Annotated in this window: 18 protein-coding genes and 1 tRNA gene; 12 read left to right on the top strand and 7 right to left on the bottom strand. The window is 35.9% G+C overall.

What is annotated here, in order from left to right; genetic code table 11:
• The first annotated feature begins 3 nt into the window (after positions 1-3).
• The 3 genes from tsaD to BM143_RS07335 all read left to right on the top strand — a co-directional run bounded on the left by tsaD (position 4) and on the right by BM143_RS07335 (position 2,355).
• Positions 4-1,020, top strand: coding sequence for a tRNA (adenosine(37)-N6)-threonylcarbamoyltransferase complex transferase subunit TsaD (gene tsaD / locus BM143_RS07345; protein WP_090023935.1), 1,017 nt, complete (start codon positions 4-6; stop codon positions 1,018-1,020).
• Entirely contained in the window at positions 1,017-1,427 is a 411-nt protein-coding gene (locus BM143_RS07340) for a hypothetical protein (protein ID WP_090023934.1), read from the top strand. Before tsaD ends, BM143_RS07340 begins: the two co-directional genes overlap by 4 nt.
• A 226-nt stretch (positions 1,428-1,653) precedes the next feature.
• Positions 1,654-2,355 carry an RsmE family RNA methyltransferase gene (locus BM143_RS07335; RefSeq protein ID WP_090023933.1) on the top strand — a complete coding sequence of 234 codons (702 nt, stop codon included), beginning with the start codon at positions 1,654-1,656 and terminating at the stop codon, positions 2,353-2,355.
• Positions 2,356-2,441: 86 nt separating this feature from the next.
• On the opposite strand, the gene BM143_RS07330 is transcribed toward BM143_RS07335, so the two are convergent.
• Positions 2,442-3,113 (bottom strand): TrmH family RNA methyltransferase, encoded by a 672-nt coding sequence (locus BM143_RS07330; protein ID WP_090023932.1) that lies wholly within the window; start codon positions 3,111-3,113, stop codon positions 2,442-2,444.
• A gap of 81 nt (positions 3,114-3,194) precedes the next feature.
• Between BM143_RS07330 and BM143_RS07325 the strand changes: the two genes are divergently transcribed.
• The 9 genes from BM143_RS07325 to BM143_RS07285 all read left to right on the top strand — a co-directional run bounded on the left by BM143_RS07325 (position 3,195) and on the right by BM143_RS07285 (position 12,423).
• Complete coding sequence (locus BM143_RS07325) at positions 3,195-4,211, top strand: asparaginase (protein WP_090023931.1); 1,017 nt, start codon at positions 3,195-3,197, stop codon at positions 4,209-4,211.
• 55 nt (positions 4,212-4,266) lie between these two features.
• Positions 4,267-4,353, top strand: a tRNA-Ser gene (locus BM143_RS07320).
• Between the two features lie 416 nt (positions 4,354-4,769).
• A complete protein-coding gene (locus BM143_RS07315; protein ID WP_090023930.1) occupies positions 4,770-6,209 on the top strand; it encodes a toll/interleukin-1 receptor domain-containing protein in 1,440 nt (479 codons plus the stop codon).
• A 178-nt stretch (positions 6,210-6,387) separates the two neighbouring features.
• Entirely contained in the window at positions 6,388-7,842 is a 1,455-nt protein-coding gene (locus BM143_RS07310) for a hypothetical protein (RefSeq protein ID WP_167375258.1), read from the top strand.
• Positions 7,842-8,954 (top strand): hypothetical protein, encoded by a 1,113-nt coding sequence (locus tag BM143_RS07305; protein ID WP_228430719.1) that lies wholly within the window; start codon positions 7,842-7,844, stop codon positions 8,952-8,954. Before BM143_RS07310 ends, BM143_RS07305 begins: the two co-directional genes overlap by 1 nt.
• Before the next feature lie 9 nt (positions 8,955-8,963).
• Complete coding sequence (locus tag BM143_RS07300; RefSeq protein ID WP_090023928.1) at positions 8,964-10,136, top strand: RHS repeat-associated core domain-containing protein; 1,173 nt, start codon at positions 8,964-8,966, stop codon at positions 10,134-10,136.
• A complete protein-coding gene (locus BM143_RS07295) occupies positions 10,126-10,674 on the top strand; it encodes a hypothetical protein (protein ID WP_090023927.1) in 549 nt (182 codons plus the stop codon). Before BM143_RS07300 ends, BM143_RS07295 begins: the two co-directional genes overlap by 11 nt.
• Positions 10,675-10,695: 21 nt before the next feature.
• Positions 10,696-11,325: a hypothetical protein gene (locus tag BM143_RS07290; protein ID WP_139222007.1), complete on the top strand. Its 630-nt coding sequence runs from the start codon at positions 10,696-10,698 to the stop codon at positions 11,323-11,325.
• A 192-nt stretch (positions 11,326-11,517) separates the two neighbouring features.
• Positions 11,518-12,423, top strand: a complete 906-nt coding sequence (locus BM143_RS07285) for a DUF2490 domain-containing protein (RefSeq protein WP_090023925.1) — start codon at positions 11,518-11,520, stop codon at positions 12,421-12,423.
• Between the two features lie 150 nt (positions 12,424-12,573).
• Here the strand turns inward: BM143_RS07285 and BM143_RS07280 are convergent, their stop codons facing one another.
• The 6 genes from BM143_RS07280 to BM143_RS07250 all read right to left on the bottom strand — a co-directional run bounded on the left by BM143_RS07280 (position 12,574) and on the right by BM143_RS07250 (position 21,372).
• On the bottom strand, positions 12,574-13,275 hold the full coding sequence (locus BM143_RS07280) for a hypothetical protein (protein ID WP_090023924.1): 702 nt from the start codon (positions 13,273-13,275) through the stop codon (positions 12,574-12,576).
• A 312-nt stretch (positions 13,276-13,587) separates the two neighbouring features.
• Positions 13,588-15,120, bottom strand: a complete 1,533-nt coding sequence (locus BM143_RS07275) for a M20/M25/M40 family metallo-hydrolase (RefSeq protein ID WP_090023923.1) — start codon at positions 15,118-15,120, stop codon at positions 13,588-13,590.
• A gap of 119 nt (positions 15,121-15,239) precedes the next feature.
• On the bottom strand, positions 15,240-15,806 hold the full coding sequence (locus tag BM143_RS07270; RefSeq protein ID WP_090023922.1) for a hypothetical protein: 567 nt from the start codon (positions 15,804-15,806) through the stop codon (positions 15,240-15,242).
• A gap of 96 nt (positions 15,807-15,902) precedes the next feature.
• Positions 15,903-16,502, bottom strand: coding sequence for a hypothetical protein (locus BM143_RS07265; protein WP_090023921.1), 600 nt, complete (start codon positions 16,500-16,502; stop codon positions 15,903-15,905).
• Positions 16,503-17,439: 937 nt separating this feature from the next.
• On the bottom strand, positions 17,440-17,778 hold the full coding sequence (locus BM143_RS07255) for a hypothetical protein (RefSeq protein ID WP_090023920.1): 339 nt from the start codon (positions 17,776-17,778) through the stop codon (positions 17,440-17,442).
• Positions 17,779-17,784: 6 nt separating this feature from the next.
• Positions 17,785-21,372 carry a DUF6443 domain-containing protein gene (locus BM143_RS07250; protein WP_090023919.1) on the bottom strand — a complete coding sequence of 1,196 codons (3,588 nt, stop codon included), beginning with the start codon at positions 21,370-21,372 and terminating at the stop codon, positions 17,785-17,787.
• Position 21,373: the final 1 nt, after the last annotated feature.

The following is a 21,373-nucleotide window of genomic DNA, read 5'->3' as shown; positions in this document are numbered from 1 at the left end:
ATTATGAGCGACTCTATAATTTTAGGTATTGAATCGTCTTGCGACGACACCTCAGCAGCTATCATCAAGGGAAACTGTATTCTGTCCAATATTGCTGCGAATCAGGCTATCCATAAAGAATATGGAGGTGTAGTCCCGGAACTGGCATCGCGAGCGCATCAGCAAAATATAATCCCCGTTGTTGAAAAATCTATTACTAAAGCAAATATACAACAAAATGCTATTTCAGCTATAGGATTTACACGCGGCCCCGGACTTTTAGGATCTCTTCTTGTAGGAACGTCATTTGCTAAGTCTTTGGCAATGAGTCTGAATGTTCCGCTGATTGAAGTTAACCATCTCCAGGCCCACATTTTAGCCCATTTCATCGAAGATGCAAATCCTATGCCGCCTCAATTCCCTTTCCTGTGTCTTACGGTAAGCGGAGGGCACACCATGATCGTACTGGTGAAGGATTATTTTGATATGGAAATTATCGGAAAAACAATTGATGATGCCGCAGGAGAAGCTTTTGACAAAATCGGAAAAATCTTCGATCTGGACTACCCTGCCGGACCTATTATAGACCGATTGGCCAAGGAAGGAAACCCTGATGCCTTTACATTTAACAAACCGAGAATGGAGAATTATGATTATTCATTCAGCGGTATCAAAACGTCTGTGCTTTATTTCATTCAGAAGGAAGTCAGAAAGAATCCGGATTTTATTAAGGAAAACCTGAATGATCTGTGTGCTTCCGTTCAGAGAACGATCATTGAAATTCTAATGGCGAAACTTGAAAAAGCCGCCAAAGAGTTAAATGTAAAAGAAGTGGCGATTGCAGGTGGAGTTTCTGCCAATTCTGCTTTGAGACAAGCAATGCAGGACAATCATGAGAAATTAGGCTGGAATATTTACATTCCAAAATTTGAATATACCACAGACAACGCGGCGATGATTGCGATGGTGGCTCAACTGAAATATGAGCGAGGAGAATTTACGGATATGAAAACGTCCGCAACTGCAAAATATGATTTATGAAAATACTCTTAGAAGAAAAAGTACTGGGAACGCAGTCTAAAAAAAATTCAAAATATTACTGGGTTTTAGAAACCGTTATCGGAAAAAATGAAGTGACAGAACAATCTGAAGATGAAGATTATTTAATGATCAGTTCAGAAATCGGATATGTTCAAAATATAAAGGAGGAGGTCATAGAGAAGATCAATTCAGAAAATGTATTCAGTTTTGCTTACGAGCCCAAAGAAGGAGATTATTTATCCATCAAAAATAATTTAAGAAAAAACGAATATTTGAATTTAATCTTTATGAATAATAAGTGGATTGAAGAAATTTACGCATGTTCATACAGAGACTGTGAAGGTGATGTTTATACCACGATAAAAACCGGTGTAGCATTTTTAAGTGAGAATGAAATTACCTTTTAATCATCAACGTGAGAAGTCATTAGGTAAGGAAGTCAGAAGCTCGAAGAGGGAAGTTATTGAAGTCCAAAGATAGAAATACAGGATATTTTTATTCATATTTTTAAAACAACTTCAATCAGTTTAAAAGAAATTATTAATACTACCGTCCAATAGCAACTTCAAGCTTCCATCCTCCAGCTTCCCATCATCTTTTAATACAATTCAGGCGCATTCTAAATATCAGTATATGAAACTTTTTTTTGGCGAAATCAATAACGGAACGGCAATAATTAATGACGAAGAACAGCAGCATATTGTGAAAGTTCTTCGTATGAAAGACGGTGAAAACATTCACGTAACAGACGGAAAAGGAAATGTTGCTTCCGGAACATTGGTGATCGAAGGAAAAAAAGCAAGTCTGAATGTTTCCGAAATTAAAAAAGACACTCAGGATTTCAATCCAAAACTGCACATTGCTATTGCTCCGACGAAAAACATTGACCGAATTGAGTTTTTTGTAGAAAAAGCTGTAGAAATGGGGATTTCCGAAATTACCATTTTACAAACTGAAAAAACAGAGCGTAAAAATATCAGTATCGACAAACTTAGAAAACAAGCCATTGCGGCCTCAAAACAAAGTTTGCGATTTCATTTTCCTGTTGTTAATGATTTAATTAAGCTTCCTGATTTTCTGAAAAATATTAATCCAGAAAAGACGTTCGTGGCGCACTGTCATGAAAATCTGGAAAGAATTGAGCTTAATCATATTCCTGCTTTGGAACAGATCACTTTCTTAATCGGTCCTGAAGGAGATTTTTCTGAAAGAGAGATCCAGTTTCTATCCGACAGTAACGTAAAAGCTGTTTCACTTGGAAACCAAAGGCTGAGAACTGAAACGGCAGGGGTTTTTGTGGCGGCGTGGAATTATTTCAATATGATGAAGGGGTAGAAATTAGATGTTAGAGATTAGAAGTTAGAAGTTGCTGTACACAAATAGATCAGCAAATTATCAACTCAACTCATCATCACATCATTCTACAGTTCCAGATGATGATCTCTCAAATATTTTTCAATGATCTGCTTTCCGCTTCGCATGGAGTTCACGGCCCAACGGATCTTCATTTTCATCTTTTTTTCTTCGCTTAGCTTATAATCGATGCCTGATTTGATCAGTTTCTGCTTCAGTTCATACATACAGATTCCTGCGGCTACGGAAACATTGTAGCTTCTCGTTAAGCCGTACATCGGGATCGCCAGGGTTTCGTCTGCAAAATCTATGACTTCCTCCGATACCCCTTCCATCTCGGTTCCAAATACCAAAGCGATAGGTTCTGTAATCTGATAATCAGGGAGCATCACTGCATTTTTTTCAAGAGAAACCGCCAAAATTTTATAGCCTCTGTCTTTGATATTCTGCAGAGAAGCAATGTTTTTAGCCATTTTCTCTACTTCTACCCAGGTTTCAGCCCCTTTGGTTACGGTAAGGTTGGGATCAAAAACATTCTCTTCCTCCATGGCCACAACCTTGTGAAACGCATTGGCTTCTACAGATCTGATGATAGCCGCCGCATTTCTGAACTGGTAGACATCATCCATCACAGGAAGTACAAAATCTGAACTTTCCTGAGAGAAATGTTCTATTTTTGAGAGTCTTTCCTCTGTTAAAAACTGCTTTAAATATTCAAAAGTTTGCGCTAAATCTTCCATTCATTTTCAAATCTTTGCAAATTAACGTAATTTTGAGCTATGAACCTGAACGAGGCTCAATTTCTTACTAAAAAGTAATTCATGAAAAGAAAAGTCCTGCTCATTTATACCGGAGGAACCATCGGTATGGAAAAAGATTATGAAACCGGAAGCCTCCGCGCATTTGATTTTGGAAATATTTTTGAAAAAATGCCTGAGATGAAATTAATGGAATGCGAGGTGTTTGTACATCCTTTCGCAAAACCGCTGGACTCTTCCGATATGGGGCCTGAGGAATGGAAGGTGATCGCGAACTATATTCTCAAGAATTACGAGCTGTATGACGGCTTTCTGATCCTTCATGGAACGGATACGATGTCTTATACGGCATCTGCTTTAAGTTTTATGCTGAAAGGACTTAGAAAACCTGTTATTATGACGGGTTCCCAGCTTCCGATCGGAGATCTGAGAACGGATGCCAAGGAAAATCTTCTGACCAGCCTTTATTACGCCAGTCTTTATGAAAACGATGAAGCAGTCATTCAGGAAGTAGCCGTTTATTTCGAATATAAATTATTAAGAGGAAACAGAACGCTGAAATATTCTGCGGAGTATTTTGATGCCTATTCAAGCCCGAATTATCCTATTCTGGGACAGTCAGGAGTTCATTTAAATATTGTTAAGGACAATCTTTACCGTTGTGAACCGGAGGTGGAATTTCACGTAGACGAACATATTTCTGAAGATATTTTATTCTGGCGAATTTTTCCGGGAATGCATCTGAGTCATTTCAAAGAAATCCCTAAAATGAAGGTTTTAATTCTTCAGGTTTTCGGTTCGGGAACCATTTTCAGCAGTGAAAAAACGCAGGAAACTCTTGAAGAAATCAGAAGCAACGGCACTGAGATCGTGGTGGTAAGTCAATGTATTTCAGGAGGTATCTCTTTCGGGAAATACGAAAACAGCAATATATTTTCAAGAATCGGAGCGATCAGCGGAAGGGATATGACCGCCGAAAGCGCTATTACCAAAGCGATGCACCTTATAGACAACCCGAATTACTCAGGAACCTTTGCCGACAACTTCACCAGAAGTCTTTGCGGAGAAATTACTGACTAATTTTGAATAATAATTTGCAGATTCCAGAAATTACTCTATTTTTGCAATCTCAAATAGAGAGGTGTCCGAGTGGTTGAAGGAGCTACCCTGGAAAGGTAGTATACGGGTAACTGTATCGAGGGTTCGAATCCCTTCCTCTCTGCAAGTATTAAACATAAACCTACTGAAAATCAGTGGGTTTTGTTTTTTATTAAAGTCTTTTTCTCCACATTTTCCCCACATTTCTTATATAACAAAGATAGTGATTTCTTACCTCAGTACCACATTTAGTAAATTTTCAGGGTCAAAACTGACTGTTGTATCCCTCGAAAAATCCCCAAACTAAAAATATTTTATCTTTTTTCAAATAAATAGAAATAAGTCTGATTTCAAAAAGAGGGGGCATTACCAAAACCGAAACAAAGGGAGGGGCTTGTTTTCCATATGGGTAGTTAAGCCAGACATACAATTGCTTTTACATATTCTGGAAATAACAGTATACTACTATTGTGACTTTTTGTCCATTAGCCCCTAATAGGTACGATAGTTGACCACTTTATACGTTAAATACAGACAACTATGCAAAAAAAAATATTTATTTCTTATAGCTGGGGAACAAACGAACATCAAGAATGGGTTTTGAACTTAGCCAAACGGTTAATGAATGATGGTGTTGAAGTAGCTTTAGACAAATGGGATTTACAGGGAGGGCATGATGTGTTTGAATTCATGGAATCAATGGTAAAGTCAGAAGACATTTCCAAAGTTTTAATTATATGTGACAAAAATTATCAGATAAAATCCAATAATAGAGATGGAGGTGTTGGTGCTGAAACCCAAATCATCACACCAGAAATTTTCAGTAATCAAAAACAAGAGAAATTTATTCCAGTAGTTGCTGAACGAGATGAAAATGGAAAAGTTATTTTACCTATTTACTTAGCATCAAGAAAATATTTTGATTTATCTAAAGAAGAGTATTTTGAAGATGGTTATGAAGAGCTTCTAAGAAATATTTTGGAAGCTCCAGCTTTGCCTAAACCTAAAGTTGGAAAAATACCATCTTACATTACTGAATCCTCTTCAAACAATAACCAAACTAATTTCATTTTAAGGAGATTAGAAAATCAATTGACTAAAAATCCAGAGAAAATCAATAGTTCATCAAAAGAATTTATTGAAATATTTTTAGATAACCTTTGGAACTATGAGTTTAAATCTACCTCTCGTGACATCAATGTTTTTGGAGTTGAGTTAGTTAATAATTTACATTCCTATAAAGAAATCAGAGAAGATTTCATACAATTCTTAGAGATTGTTACGAAACCTGAATTTACTCTTGATGTAGACTTGTTAATAAATTTCTTTGAACAAGCTCCAAAATACGATAAGCCAAGAGAGTTGGGTAATGGAGGAAATCAGACACCTGATAACTTCAAGGTTATTTTTCATGAGTTGTTTATTTATACAATAGCAGTCTGTATAAAAAATACAAATTATGTACTTGCAGGGGATTTATTATATTCAGGTTACTATTATGAAGATGATTATATGAGACAAGATGGAGCTAAAAATTATTGCTACCTATGTGGTTATCACGAAAATTTACAAACATACTATTCAAGAGAGTTTAATAAAGTTACTGGGTTTGGAGATTTTGTAATTGCGAATTTATCTCCTCGAATAAATAAAATGACATTTATTTTAGCCGATACTATCTGTCATTATATTTCAGAATTACATTTTTCAAGTTCATATGTAAATTGGTTTCCTTTAACACATCTTTACAAGCTTAATAATGATTTTGATTTTTTTAAGAGATTGACTTCTAAGAGACATTTTGAAAAGGTTAAACACATTTTTAAAGTTAGTGATGAAAATGAACTAAAGATTGTACTAAATACATATAAGAATAAAAATTCTCAAAGAGAGAGAATACGATATGGGAGTGGCGGTTTTAATCACATTCCTTTTATTGATTCAGTCATAGATATTACTAAAATAGCAACAGAAAGATAACTTCATTTTAAACACGACAACTTCTGTCGTGTTTTGCTTTTACTTTTGTAAGATGTTAAATAAGGTTTTAAGGGATAAATCTATCCTAAGTTTAACTATCTGAACGATTTGTAATTTTCACAGTTCAATGAAATTTTGTAAAATTGTAAACCAATCAAAGCACAAGAAAAAAAAATTTATGATGAAAAAATTACAAGTCTTGAGCTTGTTATCTCTAAGTATATATGGAGTTGGACAGATTCCCAACTTTCCAGCTATGTCTAGACCGAGTACAAATAGTATTCAAAATTACTCTAATCAAAACTATAATAAGCCAGCAAGGTCAAATGTTCCCTCTGTTCCTCATGGTGGATTATATAATCAAAGAAGTTCACAGATAGACCAGCAGAACCAGAGAATGGTTCAGGAGGACCTTAAGAGAGTTGCCCAGGAGCAGAAGTTTGCAGCCAAACAGCAGGAATATACAAAACAGCAAGCTTCAGAGGATTCTTATTATAACCTTCCATCTTTGTCAGGAAAGGCAGGAACACAAGCCTATTACGATGCTTACACTCAATTAGCATCACTTAATACTGAAAACTACCCTGTAAGTGAAGCCAATTTCATTGTAGAAAATGCTTACTATGGAGGTAAGCAAAACTATAATCAGTTTAAATCTGGAATTCAGAAAACTGCAAAACAACTCTTGCAGAAAATGAAGGAAAGAAAACAAGATACAGAAAGCAATACAGACAAAAATCTGATGGTGTTTGAATACTTCTCTAAAGACATGAAATTGGGAGGAGTTCAGCACAAAGCCATCAAGTATGATTTTGAGGATTACATGGGTCAAAAAGACCATTCAAAGATGTTTGTTTCCAAACTGTTAAAAACAGGCTCAGGACAATGTCATTCAATGCCTTTGTTGTATCTGATGCTGGCAGAAGAAATGAACACAGAAGCCTATTTAGCCTATGCCCCTAATCATACTTACATTAAGTTTCTGGATGAAGAGGGAGAATGGCAGAATGCAGAGCTTACCAATGGCATTTTTACTGCCAATTCTTTAATTCTGGAATCAGGCTATATAAAATCAGAAGCTTTACAGAATGACATTTACATGAAAAGTCTGAGTAAACAAGAACTTTTAGCACAGTTCTATGCTGACTTAGCCAATGGATACATTCACAAATACGGAATGGATGAGTTTGTGGGGAATACATTAGACAAAGCTCTGGAATACTCACCTAATAACATTTATGCCAATCAACTTAAATCCATGTATCAACAGGCAAGATTGACTTATGTAGCCAATCAATTAGGAATTAAAGACCTTGAAAACCCAGAGGAACTCCAAAACATTAGATTTTATCCCAAAGCACTGGATTTACTACAGGAAACAAAAGCCCAATTTAACAATATTGATAGCTTGGGATTTGTGATGATGCCAGAGGGAGCTTACGAGCAGTGGCTGGGTAATATGAAAGGTGAAGCCAACAGGCAGAAAAGTGAGGCTCTTGCTGAAAGAATGAGACAGATTAATGCTGAAAAGCAAAAGCAGAAACAGCAGGAAGCCCAGAAACAAAAGAAAAAAGAATCTGACCAGTCTAAGGAGAAAGCCCAGTATTTTCCAATAGACCCAAAACATTTATAATGAAAAGATATTCAAAATATAAAACCATATTCCTTTTACCTCTGTTACTTCTGTGGCTCGGTACTGGAACGGTTAGGGCACAAAACAACCAGTTTTATAACGATGCCTACCAGACCATAGACAACATGCTGAATGACAAACAGCAATACAGCTTCAAAGAGGCTGTTTTTAGTGTGGAAAATGCTTACTACCAAGGTAAGTTAGATACAGATAAATTAAATCGAGAAATAGCCTTTTTAAAGAGCTTTGCCAATGCTATTGTTCAGAGCAGAGATTTAAACTATAAACAGTCAGATAAGGATAAGGTAAGCAAGTATGCAGCAGTTTATTCCATTATGTGCCAGACCCTCCCAATTGCTATTAAAGATACAGTAATCCAGTACAAACCTTTCAACTATGATTTTGAGGATGTATTCGGTCATAAGGACATTACTAATTTGTTTGTATCAAAACTTCTGGCTACCAAAAAAGGAAATTGTAATTCTATGCCTTACCTGTATAAGATACTGGCAGAAGAATTGGGAGTAGAAGCTAATCTGACATTAGCACCGAACCATGTTTATGTCAAACATCAAATTAAATCTGATGGATGGTATAATACAGAGCTTACAAGTGGGATATTTCCACAGGATTCATGGTTAATGGCATCTGGGTACATTCATTTAGATGCAATCAAAAATGGAGTGTTTATGAAAGCCCTGAATAACAAAGAAAGTCTTGCTCTATGCCTTTTTGATTTAGCACAGGCATTCAATAGAAATTTCCCTGACAATGATGGAGAATTTACACTAAAAGCTATAAACAGAGCACTAGAAGTTTATCCCAACTTTGCTAAAGCCTTAATTCTGAAAGCTGAAACCCATAAAGAACAGTTTGAAAAGTTGATGGATAAACAGAATTTGAGTTCCACTAATCCTGAAAATCTTAAAAAGGCTCAACAAGACCCAAAGGCTAAAGAACTCATGGAGCTTATGACACAGGAATACGGGCATATTTATGACATAGGATACAGGCAGATGCCAGAGGGAATGTATTTGGACTGGCTTGTTTCTCTTAAAACAGAGAGAGATAAATATGAGAATAAAAAATTATTAAATAACTTTACGAAATAACAAATGACAATGAAAAGAATTATACTTACTGGCTTTGTGCTTCTGGCAGGAATTACACAAGCTCAAGTCAAGAAAGCCCAAGGTAAGCCCAAAGCTGAAAAGAAATGGGTAAATCCTGTTAAACTGACTAAAGAAGAAAGAAACAGACCTTATATGGATGAGGTTTTGAAATCCAGAGACCCTTTAACTCCAGAGGAAGCTGAAAGAAGGAGAAAGAATATTGAAGCTGGGAATCCCTTTAAGAAATATGGGTACTATCCCAAAGTAGCCACTTTAAGCAAAGGAAAATATTTAGAGTTTCATGATAAGGATTCTATTGTAAGTATTGGTTCAGTAAGATTCAACAAAAAGACAAAAGAAATTGTTGAGTTCAGAGAAATAGATTTAAGTGACCCAGATGCTCAACCTTATTTGGATACAGCAGGAAGATGGTTTTCACCTGACCCTTTAAGTGAAGAGTTTAGAAGATGGTCTCCATATAACTATGCTATGAATAATCCTTTACGGTTTATTGACCCTGATGGGAGACAGGCAACAGATATTTTTAAATGGGATAATTTGGGTAAGTTATCGAAAGTTGCTGATTCTGATACAGATGTTATTTATACTGCAAATCAATTTGAAAAAGATGGGACAACTTTAAAAGCTGATGCTAAAGGAGTTGAAGTGGGAGCAAAAGGCACAGTTGAAGCCAACATGCAAGAGGTTACACTAGATAAACCAATAATGGATGCCCAAGGTAATAAATCTAATTTAATGACAACCTTAAAACTTGATAACTCTAATAAGGCTTCCGAATTGGCAAAATATTTATTTGACAATACAAAAATTGAGTTTGCAAATGGAACGTATACTGAAAGAGAAAAAGGTACTACAAAGTCCGTTGTTTCAACTTATGGTTTAAAAAGTGTTGTTCCTATTGACCCAAGAGTTAATGGAATGACTAACTTTTCAGCATATGAAGGGGTGTTTACTTTAACTCAACATGACCATAATCATCCATTAAACAGTCTCCCAAGTGGATATTTCCCATGGGGGAATGTTGGTTCAAATAGGAGTGCTTGGGAAGGGAAATATGATTATGATAATACTGTAAATCCAATTTACAAAAATACCATTTTTAGAACATATAGAAAAGGCTCTTATACTACCTACGATAAAAACGGAACTTATGAAAAGTAAACTAACAATATTGCTATTTTTTTTATTTCAACTGGGTTTTTCACAAATCCCTTGTATATCCAAAAATTTTAAGTTTAATAACTTTATTGATGCATTTATTTATACAAATAATGATGAAAACTTTAAGCCCGATTTATCTTTAATTCATGTGTCAAGCCTTTACTACAAAGGCAAAGGATATATGATTACTATAACAAGGGATAACATTAAATCTATCATGGTAAAACCTAACTCTGAGCATTTAGAATTTTTTAAATACAAAAATCTAGATTTGTTATTACAAGGTAATACTACCAAAGACATTAAATTTTTAAAGAAAATCATTTCAAATAAAGTAGTATCAAATAATTCAAAGGTGGAATTTATTAAGCCTTATAATAATGTTTCTTATGACCCTTATCAATGGTTTCTCCTTTTTGATAAAAAGATGAATTTGATTAGTTATGAATTACCAGAAGAAGAAGAAACAATTAAGGAAGTTTTTAAAAAATTTAATATCATATCACATAATAAAGCATCATCTGATTTACAAAACTAAATAATAATAGAAGTATAAATTTTGAATAAAGCATTAGCAATGGATGAAAATCAGAAGCTTGATATGAAATCTTTTATTGAGTATATAAAAGAAAATCTGGCAACTATATCTTTGTATATGTCTTCTATTGGAGTTGTGTATACTTTATCATATTATTTTTTTTGGAATATTAATATCATTAATTACTTAAATCTAAGTGAGGTTATTTTAGTTAGTGTACAGTATTTAATGGGACTTGCATTAACTTGCTTGTTCTTCTTGGTAACTCATATTTTTTTTTCCAAAGTTTATATTTTTGATAAAGTCCCTGAGGATAGAGGGCTTAGTATTTTGCTGCTTGCAGGTATTGTATGCTTTGTTATAATTTCTTTTATTGAAGAGTTTAGAATAGATGTTTTAGCTACATTGATAATTGGTTTTGCAGTAATTTATGTCTACGTTAAAAAAGGAAATATTAAGTTCCAAAAGTTAATTAGATATTTGGCTGTCATCATGTTATTTTTAACCATAGGCAAGGCTGTTCAGGATTTCTATAAAATCAGGTATAGTGGTGAACAGAATCGTGAAAGGCTAGTTTTTACAATTAATGATACATTGCATAAAGAGGATAAAAATCTATTACTAATTGGTATGACAGAAAACTATCTATAAATTTCACGCAGATTGGCCAAATCATACAGATTTTTATTTTTTTATCTGCTCTATCTGTATAATCAGTAATAGGAATTGATTTAGTCCACAACTTTTGTATCCGATCCTTCCCTATTCCTAAAACATTCCTAAATCCTGTATTTAATTTGTCCTGTTTATCGACAGTATTAAAATCATTTACATCATTATTTCATGGATAAAGGACCTACATTGGCTACAACAAATCATCATTTTACAGTATCACTTAATATTCAGCTCTATCTTATGACTGAACAGATACTCAACATACGATTCAACAGATTTTACAGGATGCTCAGAACAGGAAAAATTATCACCGGAATATTTTTATTAAGCTTATGCGGGTCATTACATGCACAGATCAGTCCGCCAGGGCTTGGGGAAGCGAATTCGGCTTTCTGGTCGGCTTTTGGAGTAAGGCGTCAACTGGATTCGCTGGGAAAGAAACAGACTTTAAGTTATATTGCTCTGGGAAGGAAAAGCAGTCCTGATGATTATAATTTAGTCTCAAAACAGGCTATTGTTGTATTGAACCATGAAGTCTATCATTCTTTTGCGCCCAATCAACAGTACAGCTATGCGCTCAGTTATCGCCGGCAGCCCAAATATGAAAGTTCCGAACCTTATGAAAAGGAAGCTACAGAACAGGAGTTCAGAATTTACGGCAGATATGCTTATACTTTCAAACTGGGAAAAAGATGGAAACTCAAGAACACGGTCCGCCAGGAGTTCCGGAAGTTTTTTGATGCCGGTTTCCGTGAGGTTGAAGAGAATTTTCAGCTGAGAACAAGAATTAAAAGTCAGTTGACTTATAATTTATCTCCCAAAAACAATCAAAAGCTGGCTCTAAGTGCAGAAGGTCTGTTTTCTACAAGTTATCTTAATGAACCGGAACAGAAATGGACACCCTTCGGATACAGGGAAATGCGTATCGGGGCTTATTATATGTTCAGTATTCCCCACTCTCCTTTCTCTGTGGATATTGGATATGTGAATGATCTTATCCGGGGAAGCAGAAGTGTAAAAAAAGGAGGTGTGCATTATTTGGCGGTGGATGTGATTTGGAATTTACCCCTCTAATCATGAGTAATGAGTAATGAGTAATGAGTAATGGGTAATGGGTAATGGGTAAAATTAAAACAAAATCCTGGCATTGCTGTCAGGATTTGTCTGGAATACCGGTCAGGATATTCCGTCAATATAATTTAGATATGAATGTTGGTGAAAATTTTAATTACAGATCGTCAGAAACTGATGACTCATCTGCACTTTGAATTTGGCTTCTGATTTCAGTTTAGCATAAATGGTGTGCTCAAAAGCCTGTACAGACCTCAGCTTTTTATCAATGTATTCCGCGATCTGTGCTATGGAGAAAATAAAGTCTCTGTACACAGCAATATTCACTGTCTGCCCATAATAAGGAAGATAAGCCTTCAAAAACGGAACCGCCGCCTGATGTCTGCTGTAATTGACACAATATCCAGCCCCTTCTCTCGAAGTGATGATCTCACGATCATTGATATAATCTAGAATTGTTTTGTTTCCGTCCAGAGAACCTCCATTTTTTAACAAGTATCTGTTGATTTTATCCAGAATATGTTGTGCGTATTCCATCATCGTAATGGTTTTCCATTCAAATATATGGTTCATGCCTTTGGCTACCTTTGGATTTTTGCCATTTTCACAGCTTGTACAGAAAGAGATCCCGATCTTTTCATGGTAAGGAAAGAAGCAGTCTTTGATTTCCATAGATGCATCAGCCATCAGTCTGTCATCCGCAAAATTGTAATACAGATAAGGGCTGTAAAGGTCTGCCAGCGTCTTAAGATAATCGATCTCGCTGGCGTTGTGATATTCCTCAAACCATTTTTCAAGATTATCGTAATAATGGCTTTCAAATTCTGTAAATGTTAAGTAAAACGGCAATTCCATAGCTCTGTAATTTTGATAGGACAAAGCTATAGCGGTAATGCGACAAAACTTGACGTGTTATTTTTTTGTTTAGATATTAGATTGCAGACATCAGATTTCAGATTGCGGACTTTAGACTCAGGCTGGAAAACGTGAATGGTGAATTTTGCTTCGCAAGTGAATGGTGAATGTTAGATGCCAGATATCAGACATGTTTCGGGATACGAGTTTCGAGATTTGAACCAGCAACTGTCTACCAGCATACTAGCAACTCTCTGGCTCTAAATCACTAAAACTCTCTGACTCTCAAACCTCGTATCACGGAACCCGCAACTATTTGTCATAATTAGTCATCATAAACTCAAAGTAGTGAATCATCTTCATATAGTTGTCAATACTGATGTACTCATTGGTGCTGTGGATGCTTTGCTTTTCTGAGTTGTTGATTTTGATGGGCATAAATCTGTAGATGTTTTTGCTTACAATCTGGTATTTGTAGGCATCGGTGCCGGCCATGGTAAGGTATGGGGTAACGATAGCCCCTGGATTAATCTCTCTGACTCCGGCTTCTATTAATTGATACGCTTTTGTATTGATAGGGGAAACTGCAGAAGCTTCTCTTGTATTGTCGATCTCTTCTACCTCAACATCGAAACCTTCTGTGGCTTTTGCGATATGGTCGCGGACTTCTTTTGCTGTATCACCGGGAAGAAGTCTGAAATTAACGACAAATTCCACTTCGGGAGAAAGCACATTGGTTCCGTCGCTTCCTTTCATCATGGTAAGAGCGGTTGTGGTACGTACCAAGGCATTGGTGGTGTTATTTTTGGTCAGTTGAGAGAGCAAAAGTGGTTTCAGAAGCCATTGGTTGGCAATAGCAAGCCTGTTCGTAAATGGCATAGCTCCTCCGATATTATCAAAAAATTGTTTGATCAATGGGGTTATGGTAGGTTTCATCTGATGGTCTTCAAGGCGCTGCATAATTACAGCTGCCTTTCCTATCGCGCTTTCCATAGGTGGCATTGAGGAATGTCCTCCAAGACCTTTGACTTTAATTTTTGCTGATAAGAAGCCTTTTTCGGCACAGCCTACTACAGCGACATCGGAATCTATTCCTGCGATGTTTCCTTTCTCCATAATCAATCCTCCTTCATCGTAGACGGCATCGAACTTCAATCCTTTCTTTTTAAAATAATCAGCAATCTGTACGGCTCCTTTTTGTCCTCCTACTTCTTCATCGAAACCGAAAGCCATATAGATATCGCGTTTAGGTATCTTTTTGCTTTTAACCATCATATTCATAGATTCCATGAGGGAAAAGAGCATTCCTTTCATATCGATAGCTCCTCTTCCGTAGATTCTTCCGTTCGCAACGGTGCCTGAAAAGGGTTCGAAATCCCAGTCTTCTGCAACTTTGGAAACGGGCGGCAATGGTTTATCGTCGGGTCTGAAAATATTCTGTTCTTTATTTTTCACATCAGCATCTCCGGGTGGAACTACATCTATATGGGAAATGAAAAGAATCGGGGCCAGTGAAGGATCACTTCCTTTAAGTCTGAACACCAATGCATGGGTATTGACCTCATTATTTTCGGTATTTTGATAGACTAACGGATAAGATGTTTTCAGATATTCTTTAAACTGATCAAACGGAGCATAATTGAATTCTCCAAGACTTCCAGTAGACACTGTAGGGATTTTGATACCGCCAGAAAGACGCATTAATGCTGAATCATTTTTAACAGGTTTCCATCCTTCAGAATTTCCTGCCGTATTCTTTTTAAACGGATACGTATACATTTTGATTAAAAGTACGGCAACTAGAATAACAAGAATACCCAGAATGATTAAAAGGAACTTTTTCATGGCGGTAAGATTTTGTGTGGTGATTGTCTAACAAATATAACAAACAAAATGGCTATAACCGCGCTAAAAATCAAGTATTTCCCTTGATTCAGATATAAAATCAGAAGAAATGAGTATGCCTAATTCCAAAGTTGGGCATTGATATCAAAAAATACATTGTTGTTTTCCAACCTGAATTTCTCAACGGACTGTTTTGCTGAATTGTTTACCGAAATAAAACGGACTACTCCTTTTTCTTGCTCTCTGTAGAATTCCATAATGTAGTAGCCTTTGTATTCATAGGTGTACAAAAGACCGTTCTGCATTTCTTTTTCGGGCGTTTTAACGGAGAAATTATTCTTTATATCCGTCAGATTTTTTCCGGCATAATAAAATCCCAGCATATTGTTGTAGATACTGGATTTGGTATACGTGAAAAGGATCTGCGATGAAGGCTTTATGGTAAGATTGCTGAGCATTCCGGAAATATCTTTATTCGTAAAAAAGATCAGGTTTTTGTCTACCTTATCAAATATATAATCCCCGTAGAAATTCACGTCCAGCGTTCCATCCTGAAAAATTAATTTTCTGGTTATATTTTCGGAGCCGGACACTGGTTCTGTGTGAATGGGTTTGATATAGGAAGTGCAGGAAAATGTGAGGAAAAGAAGGGTGAGGATGAAGATGTGTGAGATTGTTTTTTTCATGGATGTCGGTTTTGTGTAAATATATTTTTTTTATGTATCAACTTAAAAATGTAAATTTCTATTTTTTATTGAAGGTTGGCCAAGCAAAGATACATCTTACCAGATTTTTATGGTTCCTTTCTGTTTTCCCATTCCTTCTATTTCAATTCTAATCGTGTCCTGTAAATAGGGTTGTTTTAAATACCCCCATACTACATCGGAACTGTCTAATTTTTCGATATCCTCCGGAAAAATATTAAGTACAATAGAGTCTTTTTTATTTCTCTCATAACTTAAATTATATGGATAATGTGAAAACCTATCTATTCTCGTATCTTCCATAGAGTGATACCCATATCTAAACCCTTTTTCAACATAAGGTTTAAAATCAAATCCTTTCAAATGAGCAGAATCAATGATTTTATATTTCAATTCCTTCACAAAAACTTTTCTTTGTTTTGATTTTTCAATGGTCGAAGTGCCTACTCTATATTTCCATTTCTGATATCCATACCATCCCACCGATGAAGAAAAAAATCCAAAAGCATAGTATAAGAATATGCTCCCCAATATAATCCCAATTAAAATTACAACTCGCTTTTTCATTTTTTTTGTCTTTTTAATTTCTCGATAAATACTTTCCCCTTTGGCTCCTTTCCTCTCATATCCAGTAAAAAAAACATAGTAAACAAAGCGAATTAAAATATAACATCTCATCTTAAAATTCCTAATTTTTTGGTATACATATCGTAAATTATTTTCCCATTATTTTTCTTATATACTATAAAATATGTAACATCCCTTTTTTTCACCATAGAATCTCCTATTTTAATTAATGAAATTATTTTTGAATCTTCCAAATAAATTTTATTACCATCTGATGATCTAACAATATTGAAATGAGTCGTAAGATCATATGAGTTTGAAATAACTTGCCCATTACAGGACTGATCAAAATATTTATATTTGGATAAGTTAGGATCAGATATTTTTTTTTAAAAGTATTCCACAAAACATAATTCCGAAGAATAATAAAATAATCTTGTTAATATTTTTTTTAAAAAATCCCATACAGAGGTTTTTAGATCGTTTATAAAAAAGTACTGTTTCCACTCTTTTCAGCTTGCGCTAATTTCTTTTATGTGTCTTCTCATCTTAAAAAAATGACCTGAGTGGCAGGATGGAAATCTTCCCATTAATCTAAGCTAAAATAAAACCACTGTATAAAACAGTGGTTTATTTTTAATGAGGGGCACGAGCGTGACGATCGCGGCAGCGGGAGCATTGGCAACAGCAATAATTATACGCTGGAAAATGGTCATAGAGAGTTATCTGTAGAGGAACTCCTGAAGCTTTCAAAGCTTTTTAATCTTACTACAGATCAGATCCTGAACTATGAAAATATTATTCCTGAAGAAGTAACCATAGAGGATAAATCGGACTTTGAGAAGCTACATTTGATTAATCAGCTTGACGAAGAAGACCGCTCAATGATTTTTAAAATGGTAGATAAAATGCTTACCACCAAAAAATTTAAAGACTTCTTTAATAAAACGGCGCTGCTCTATAAAACAAAACCCTCGCAATTTGCGAGGGTTTTTATGATCTGCTACGAAGTTACAAACTTCGCAAAGCGGGGATTTATATTTGAAAATTATATATTGCAAATTATATCGGAATAAGATTTAATATCTGGAAAAACTTCATGGATTTCACCTATATCTGAGCATACAGATTCAAGATATCCATCATCAATTATATTAAATATTACATTTCTTATTGTTTCTTTTTTCAAATCTTTTACTATAAGCATATCTATAGACCAAAAATATAATCTGCTGTCTTTTTCAAGCAAGTTTTTAATATTTAAAATTGTAAAAAAGGTAGAAAAAAAAACACGTCCTGTAGGGAGAATAATGTTTAAATCAAGATTATCATCATAATAATCATTAATATTATATCCACCTGGAAAAATTATTTTAAAATCATTCATAATTACTTATCTATACTTTTCTAAAATTCGATTTATTACTTGCTGTTGATTACCTTTATGAGAATATCCAAGAATCTCTATACCATTAGTGCCATTTCTAAAATATACTCTCGCACCACCTTTTGATCTTGCCTCAAATATATTTTTACCAATATTCTTAGTTCCTATGCCAGGACTCATATCTCCTCTCATAAGTTGTTCAATTAATCCGTTGGACTCTTTTCGTAAAAGGTCATTTCCTTTAAATGTATCTTTTGCAAATTTTAAAAGTTTAGTATCTTTTTTAACAAGCCATTTCATAGATTTCCTCCCAGCTTGTCTTTCCAGGCTTCTTAGTGTACTTTTTAATGGGCCTCTACCTATATCCGGCATTTCAAGCAATATCATGTTATCACTATCGCTCGTAGGCATTCTATGTTTGTCTGGTCCTGAATCTAATAAAGAAGCAAAGCTAAATCCATCACCATATCTTGTACTGTAATAAAAATCTATATAGCCTTGATTTACTTCATAATTGGTATTTTTATCATTTAAATTAGCAGTATCATAATTATAATATTTAGCATATGTCTTTGCTTTTGCAAAGTCATACCCATTGACCAAAACAGTTTCATTGACTCCGTCGTTAACATTTACCTCCTCTCCTGTTCTTTTATTCTTATAAATTGTTGCAATAGCTTCAGGTTGTTGCGCAATCATACCTGTCGGATCATTATAAAAAATAGGATTATTATCTGCATAACTATACGGTTGTAACGTCGTTTCAGACAGAGGATCATGCACACCCCATCTTCCAATCTCCGGCATATAAAACCTCGCACCATAATCATACATCCCACTCTCCTGAAGCTCCTTGCCATTGTACTTATATTTATACGCTGGATTTCCAGATAAAACATTATACCCTTCATGCTTCAATCCAAAAGGATAATAATTACTCTCATCTATGATTTCTACTCCTGAGCCATTTTTAAAGTAACTCAATCTTGTATTCCCAAGATGGTCGGTATAATTATACACATACTTCCCGGTTTCAAAATTAAAATAACCTTCTGCGGTAGGGAAAAATTTCAACGTCCCATTTTCATATTGGAAACCGTCTAAATAATCTGTGGTCTCTGTACCAAAGAGCTTTCTTACTTTTACTCCATCTGCTCTATAGGTATAATCTGTTACTTTAGTATTCTGGGTAACCTTTCCCGGTAAATTTAAATAATTATATTGAATAGAGATCCCTTTATCCTGCTGAACTGTCATATTTCCGTTCAGGTCATAGCTTATTGTGCTTCCGGTGCTTCCTGATGAAAGCGGATAACCGCTTAAGGCATTACCCGTTCCCACCTCTTTAAGGTAGGCTAACTTATTACTCTGTTCACCATTTTCATAGTGGTATTCCAGGTCGTCCATCACTTCAGGAGCGGTATAGCCGGGAAGCTGTTTTCCTCTTCTGAGAAGAGATTTAATATTCCCATTCAGGTCATAGGTAAGCTGCTCATGGTATTCTCCTCTGTCTAAATTCATGGCATCCCAGAAACGTCCTTCTTTAAGACGGTTGAGACCATCATATTCATAGGAGTAATTTCTGAGTACAGCATCGCTTTGGGTAATCCATGACATCTGTGAGATATTTCCATTGTACCTTGCAGAACCTGAAAACTGGCTGTCCGGTTTGCTGTACCTCAGCTCGTAAGCAAAGAGTTTATTCTGCAGATTGGAAGGTTCATTAAGTTTCGTAAGCCATCCTCTGATATTGTATGCGTATTTGACACTCTGAAGTGGACTGCCTGTTGTATTTCCTACATTTTTGGTCTGAACCTGTCCGAGGTCATTGTACAGATTTTCGGCAAGAAGTTCCTTTACTCCGCCATTTACTTCATTCCAATGTCTTACCAGTCTTTCCTGATGATCGTACTCAAAAGTCTCTTTGATGTTGACTTTAGTGGCATCTGCGGCTCTTTTATGCTCAGTAAGCGTATATTCCAGAACCCCTGAAAATTTCAGGAAGCTTTCTGTTTTGGTATATCCTCCGAGATGATTCACAGAATAAGTGGATATTGCCCTCCCTTTCTTATCATAATAAGTATATGATTTCGTCCAACTGTCATTGTCAATGTTTTTCACATAAGATGCCGTAGACAGACTTTTTGTGCTGACATTCGAGGACTGGGTAGACTGAGGCAGTACTTCCTGGCCTAAAATGGTCGCGGAAACCGCCGGTGCTCCTTGTGGATAGGTATCATAATAACTGACCGTAAGGATTTTATCAATACTCGTAGGATAGGAAACGTTTCCGTACTCTATATTCATTCCACTTAAGTCAAAACTACCTCCACGGGCTTCGTAAGAAACATTCGCAGCCTGATTATCGACATAATTCTGGATGTTCTGTCTCGGAGTACCATCCCTTGAAATTCCGGTGTAGGTAACTCTTCCAAACTGATCATATTTGGTAAAATTCCACGACTGGTCAGCTGTAAAATTGGTAATTCCATTTTTCAGAACGGTATCCCGATACAGAATCACCTGATCCTTCTTATTGTATACCATCTGTTCCCAACCTTTTCCGGGAAGTTTCTTTTCTACCAGTCTGCTTCTGCCATCATATTTATAATGATAACACAGATGTTCCAGAGCGGAAGCAGATACTGACGAGGAAGCAGAAGCCAATGGCGGAACTACAATGGCCAGCTGGTCATATTCATTGTACACATAATAGGTATCTGCATTTTCTGAAGCATTGATGACTTTTCTCACCAATAGAGTCTGTCCCTTACCATTCTTGAATTCTATGGTTTTATTGTTGTCTTCATCCGTAACGGTATTTTTATACAGTTGAGCTTCTCCGTAAGTTCCGGACAGAAGTAATTCGGAAGAAGTCACTCCATCCGCCCAATTCGTGACTGTTGTGGTGTATTTTTTTACCTCGCCTGCTGTATTGGTATCATAGCCAAAAACAACAGGTTTGTTCTGCCAGTCGGCCCCTGGATTTTTCTGGCTCAGAATCCTGTCAAGCGGAGAGTTTTCTAAATTTTCATGGCTGAAGGGAAAGGAATCATTAATCCCGTTGGACTGATAATACGCATTGACAGCCCCTTCCACTCCGGTCTGGATATTTCCACTCTGGGATGCCATCGGAACCGGAAGCCAGCTGTCTACCTGCCGTCCAAATCCATCATAAGGAATATGGGTTACCATATCTTTGCCGGTAGGGGTAGATTTAATGCTCACCGACTGTTTAGGTCTTCCAAGGCCGTCAAAAAACTGAACACTCTGTATCTGTTGCAGCGATCCGTTTGAAACTTCGGTAGGAACTAAATACTGTCTGGTATATACATAATTTTCAGTATTGGAGATATTCGCCGAATAATCAACGGTGATGGGTGTATAGGTATTTCCCGGATTATTAGGATTGGATCCTCCGATATAGGCCCGGAATGTTCCGTTAACAGAATTAAATTTGAATCCTGGGAGCATCCGTATACTTTGAGGATCTGCCACTTCCGTATTGGGAGCAGGAGGAGAAGTTAACACCACCTGTCCGTAATGATGCATCCCCCATAGCAATCCTATGCTTATATATAATTTTTTATACATA

Source organism: Chryseobacterium oleae, assembly GCF_900115055.1.
Classification (GTDB): domain Bacteria; phylum Bacteroidota; class Bacteroidia; order Flavobacteriales; family Weeksellaceae; genus Chryseobacterium; species Chryseobacterium oleae.
Note: the sequence above shows the minus strand (reverse complement) of the source record. Positions and strands in the feature narration are given on the sequence as shown.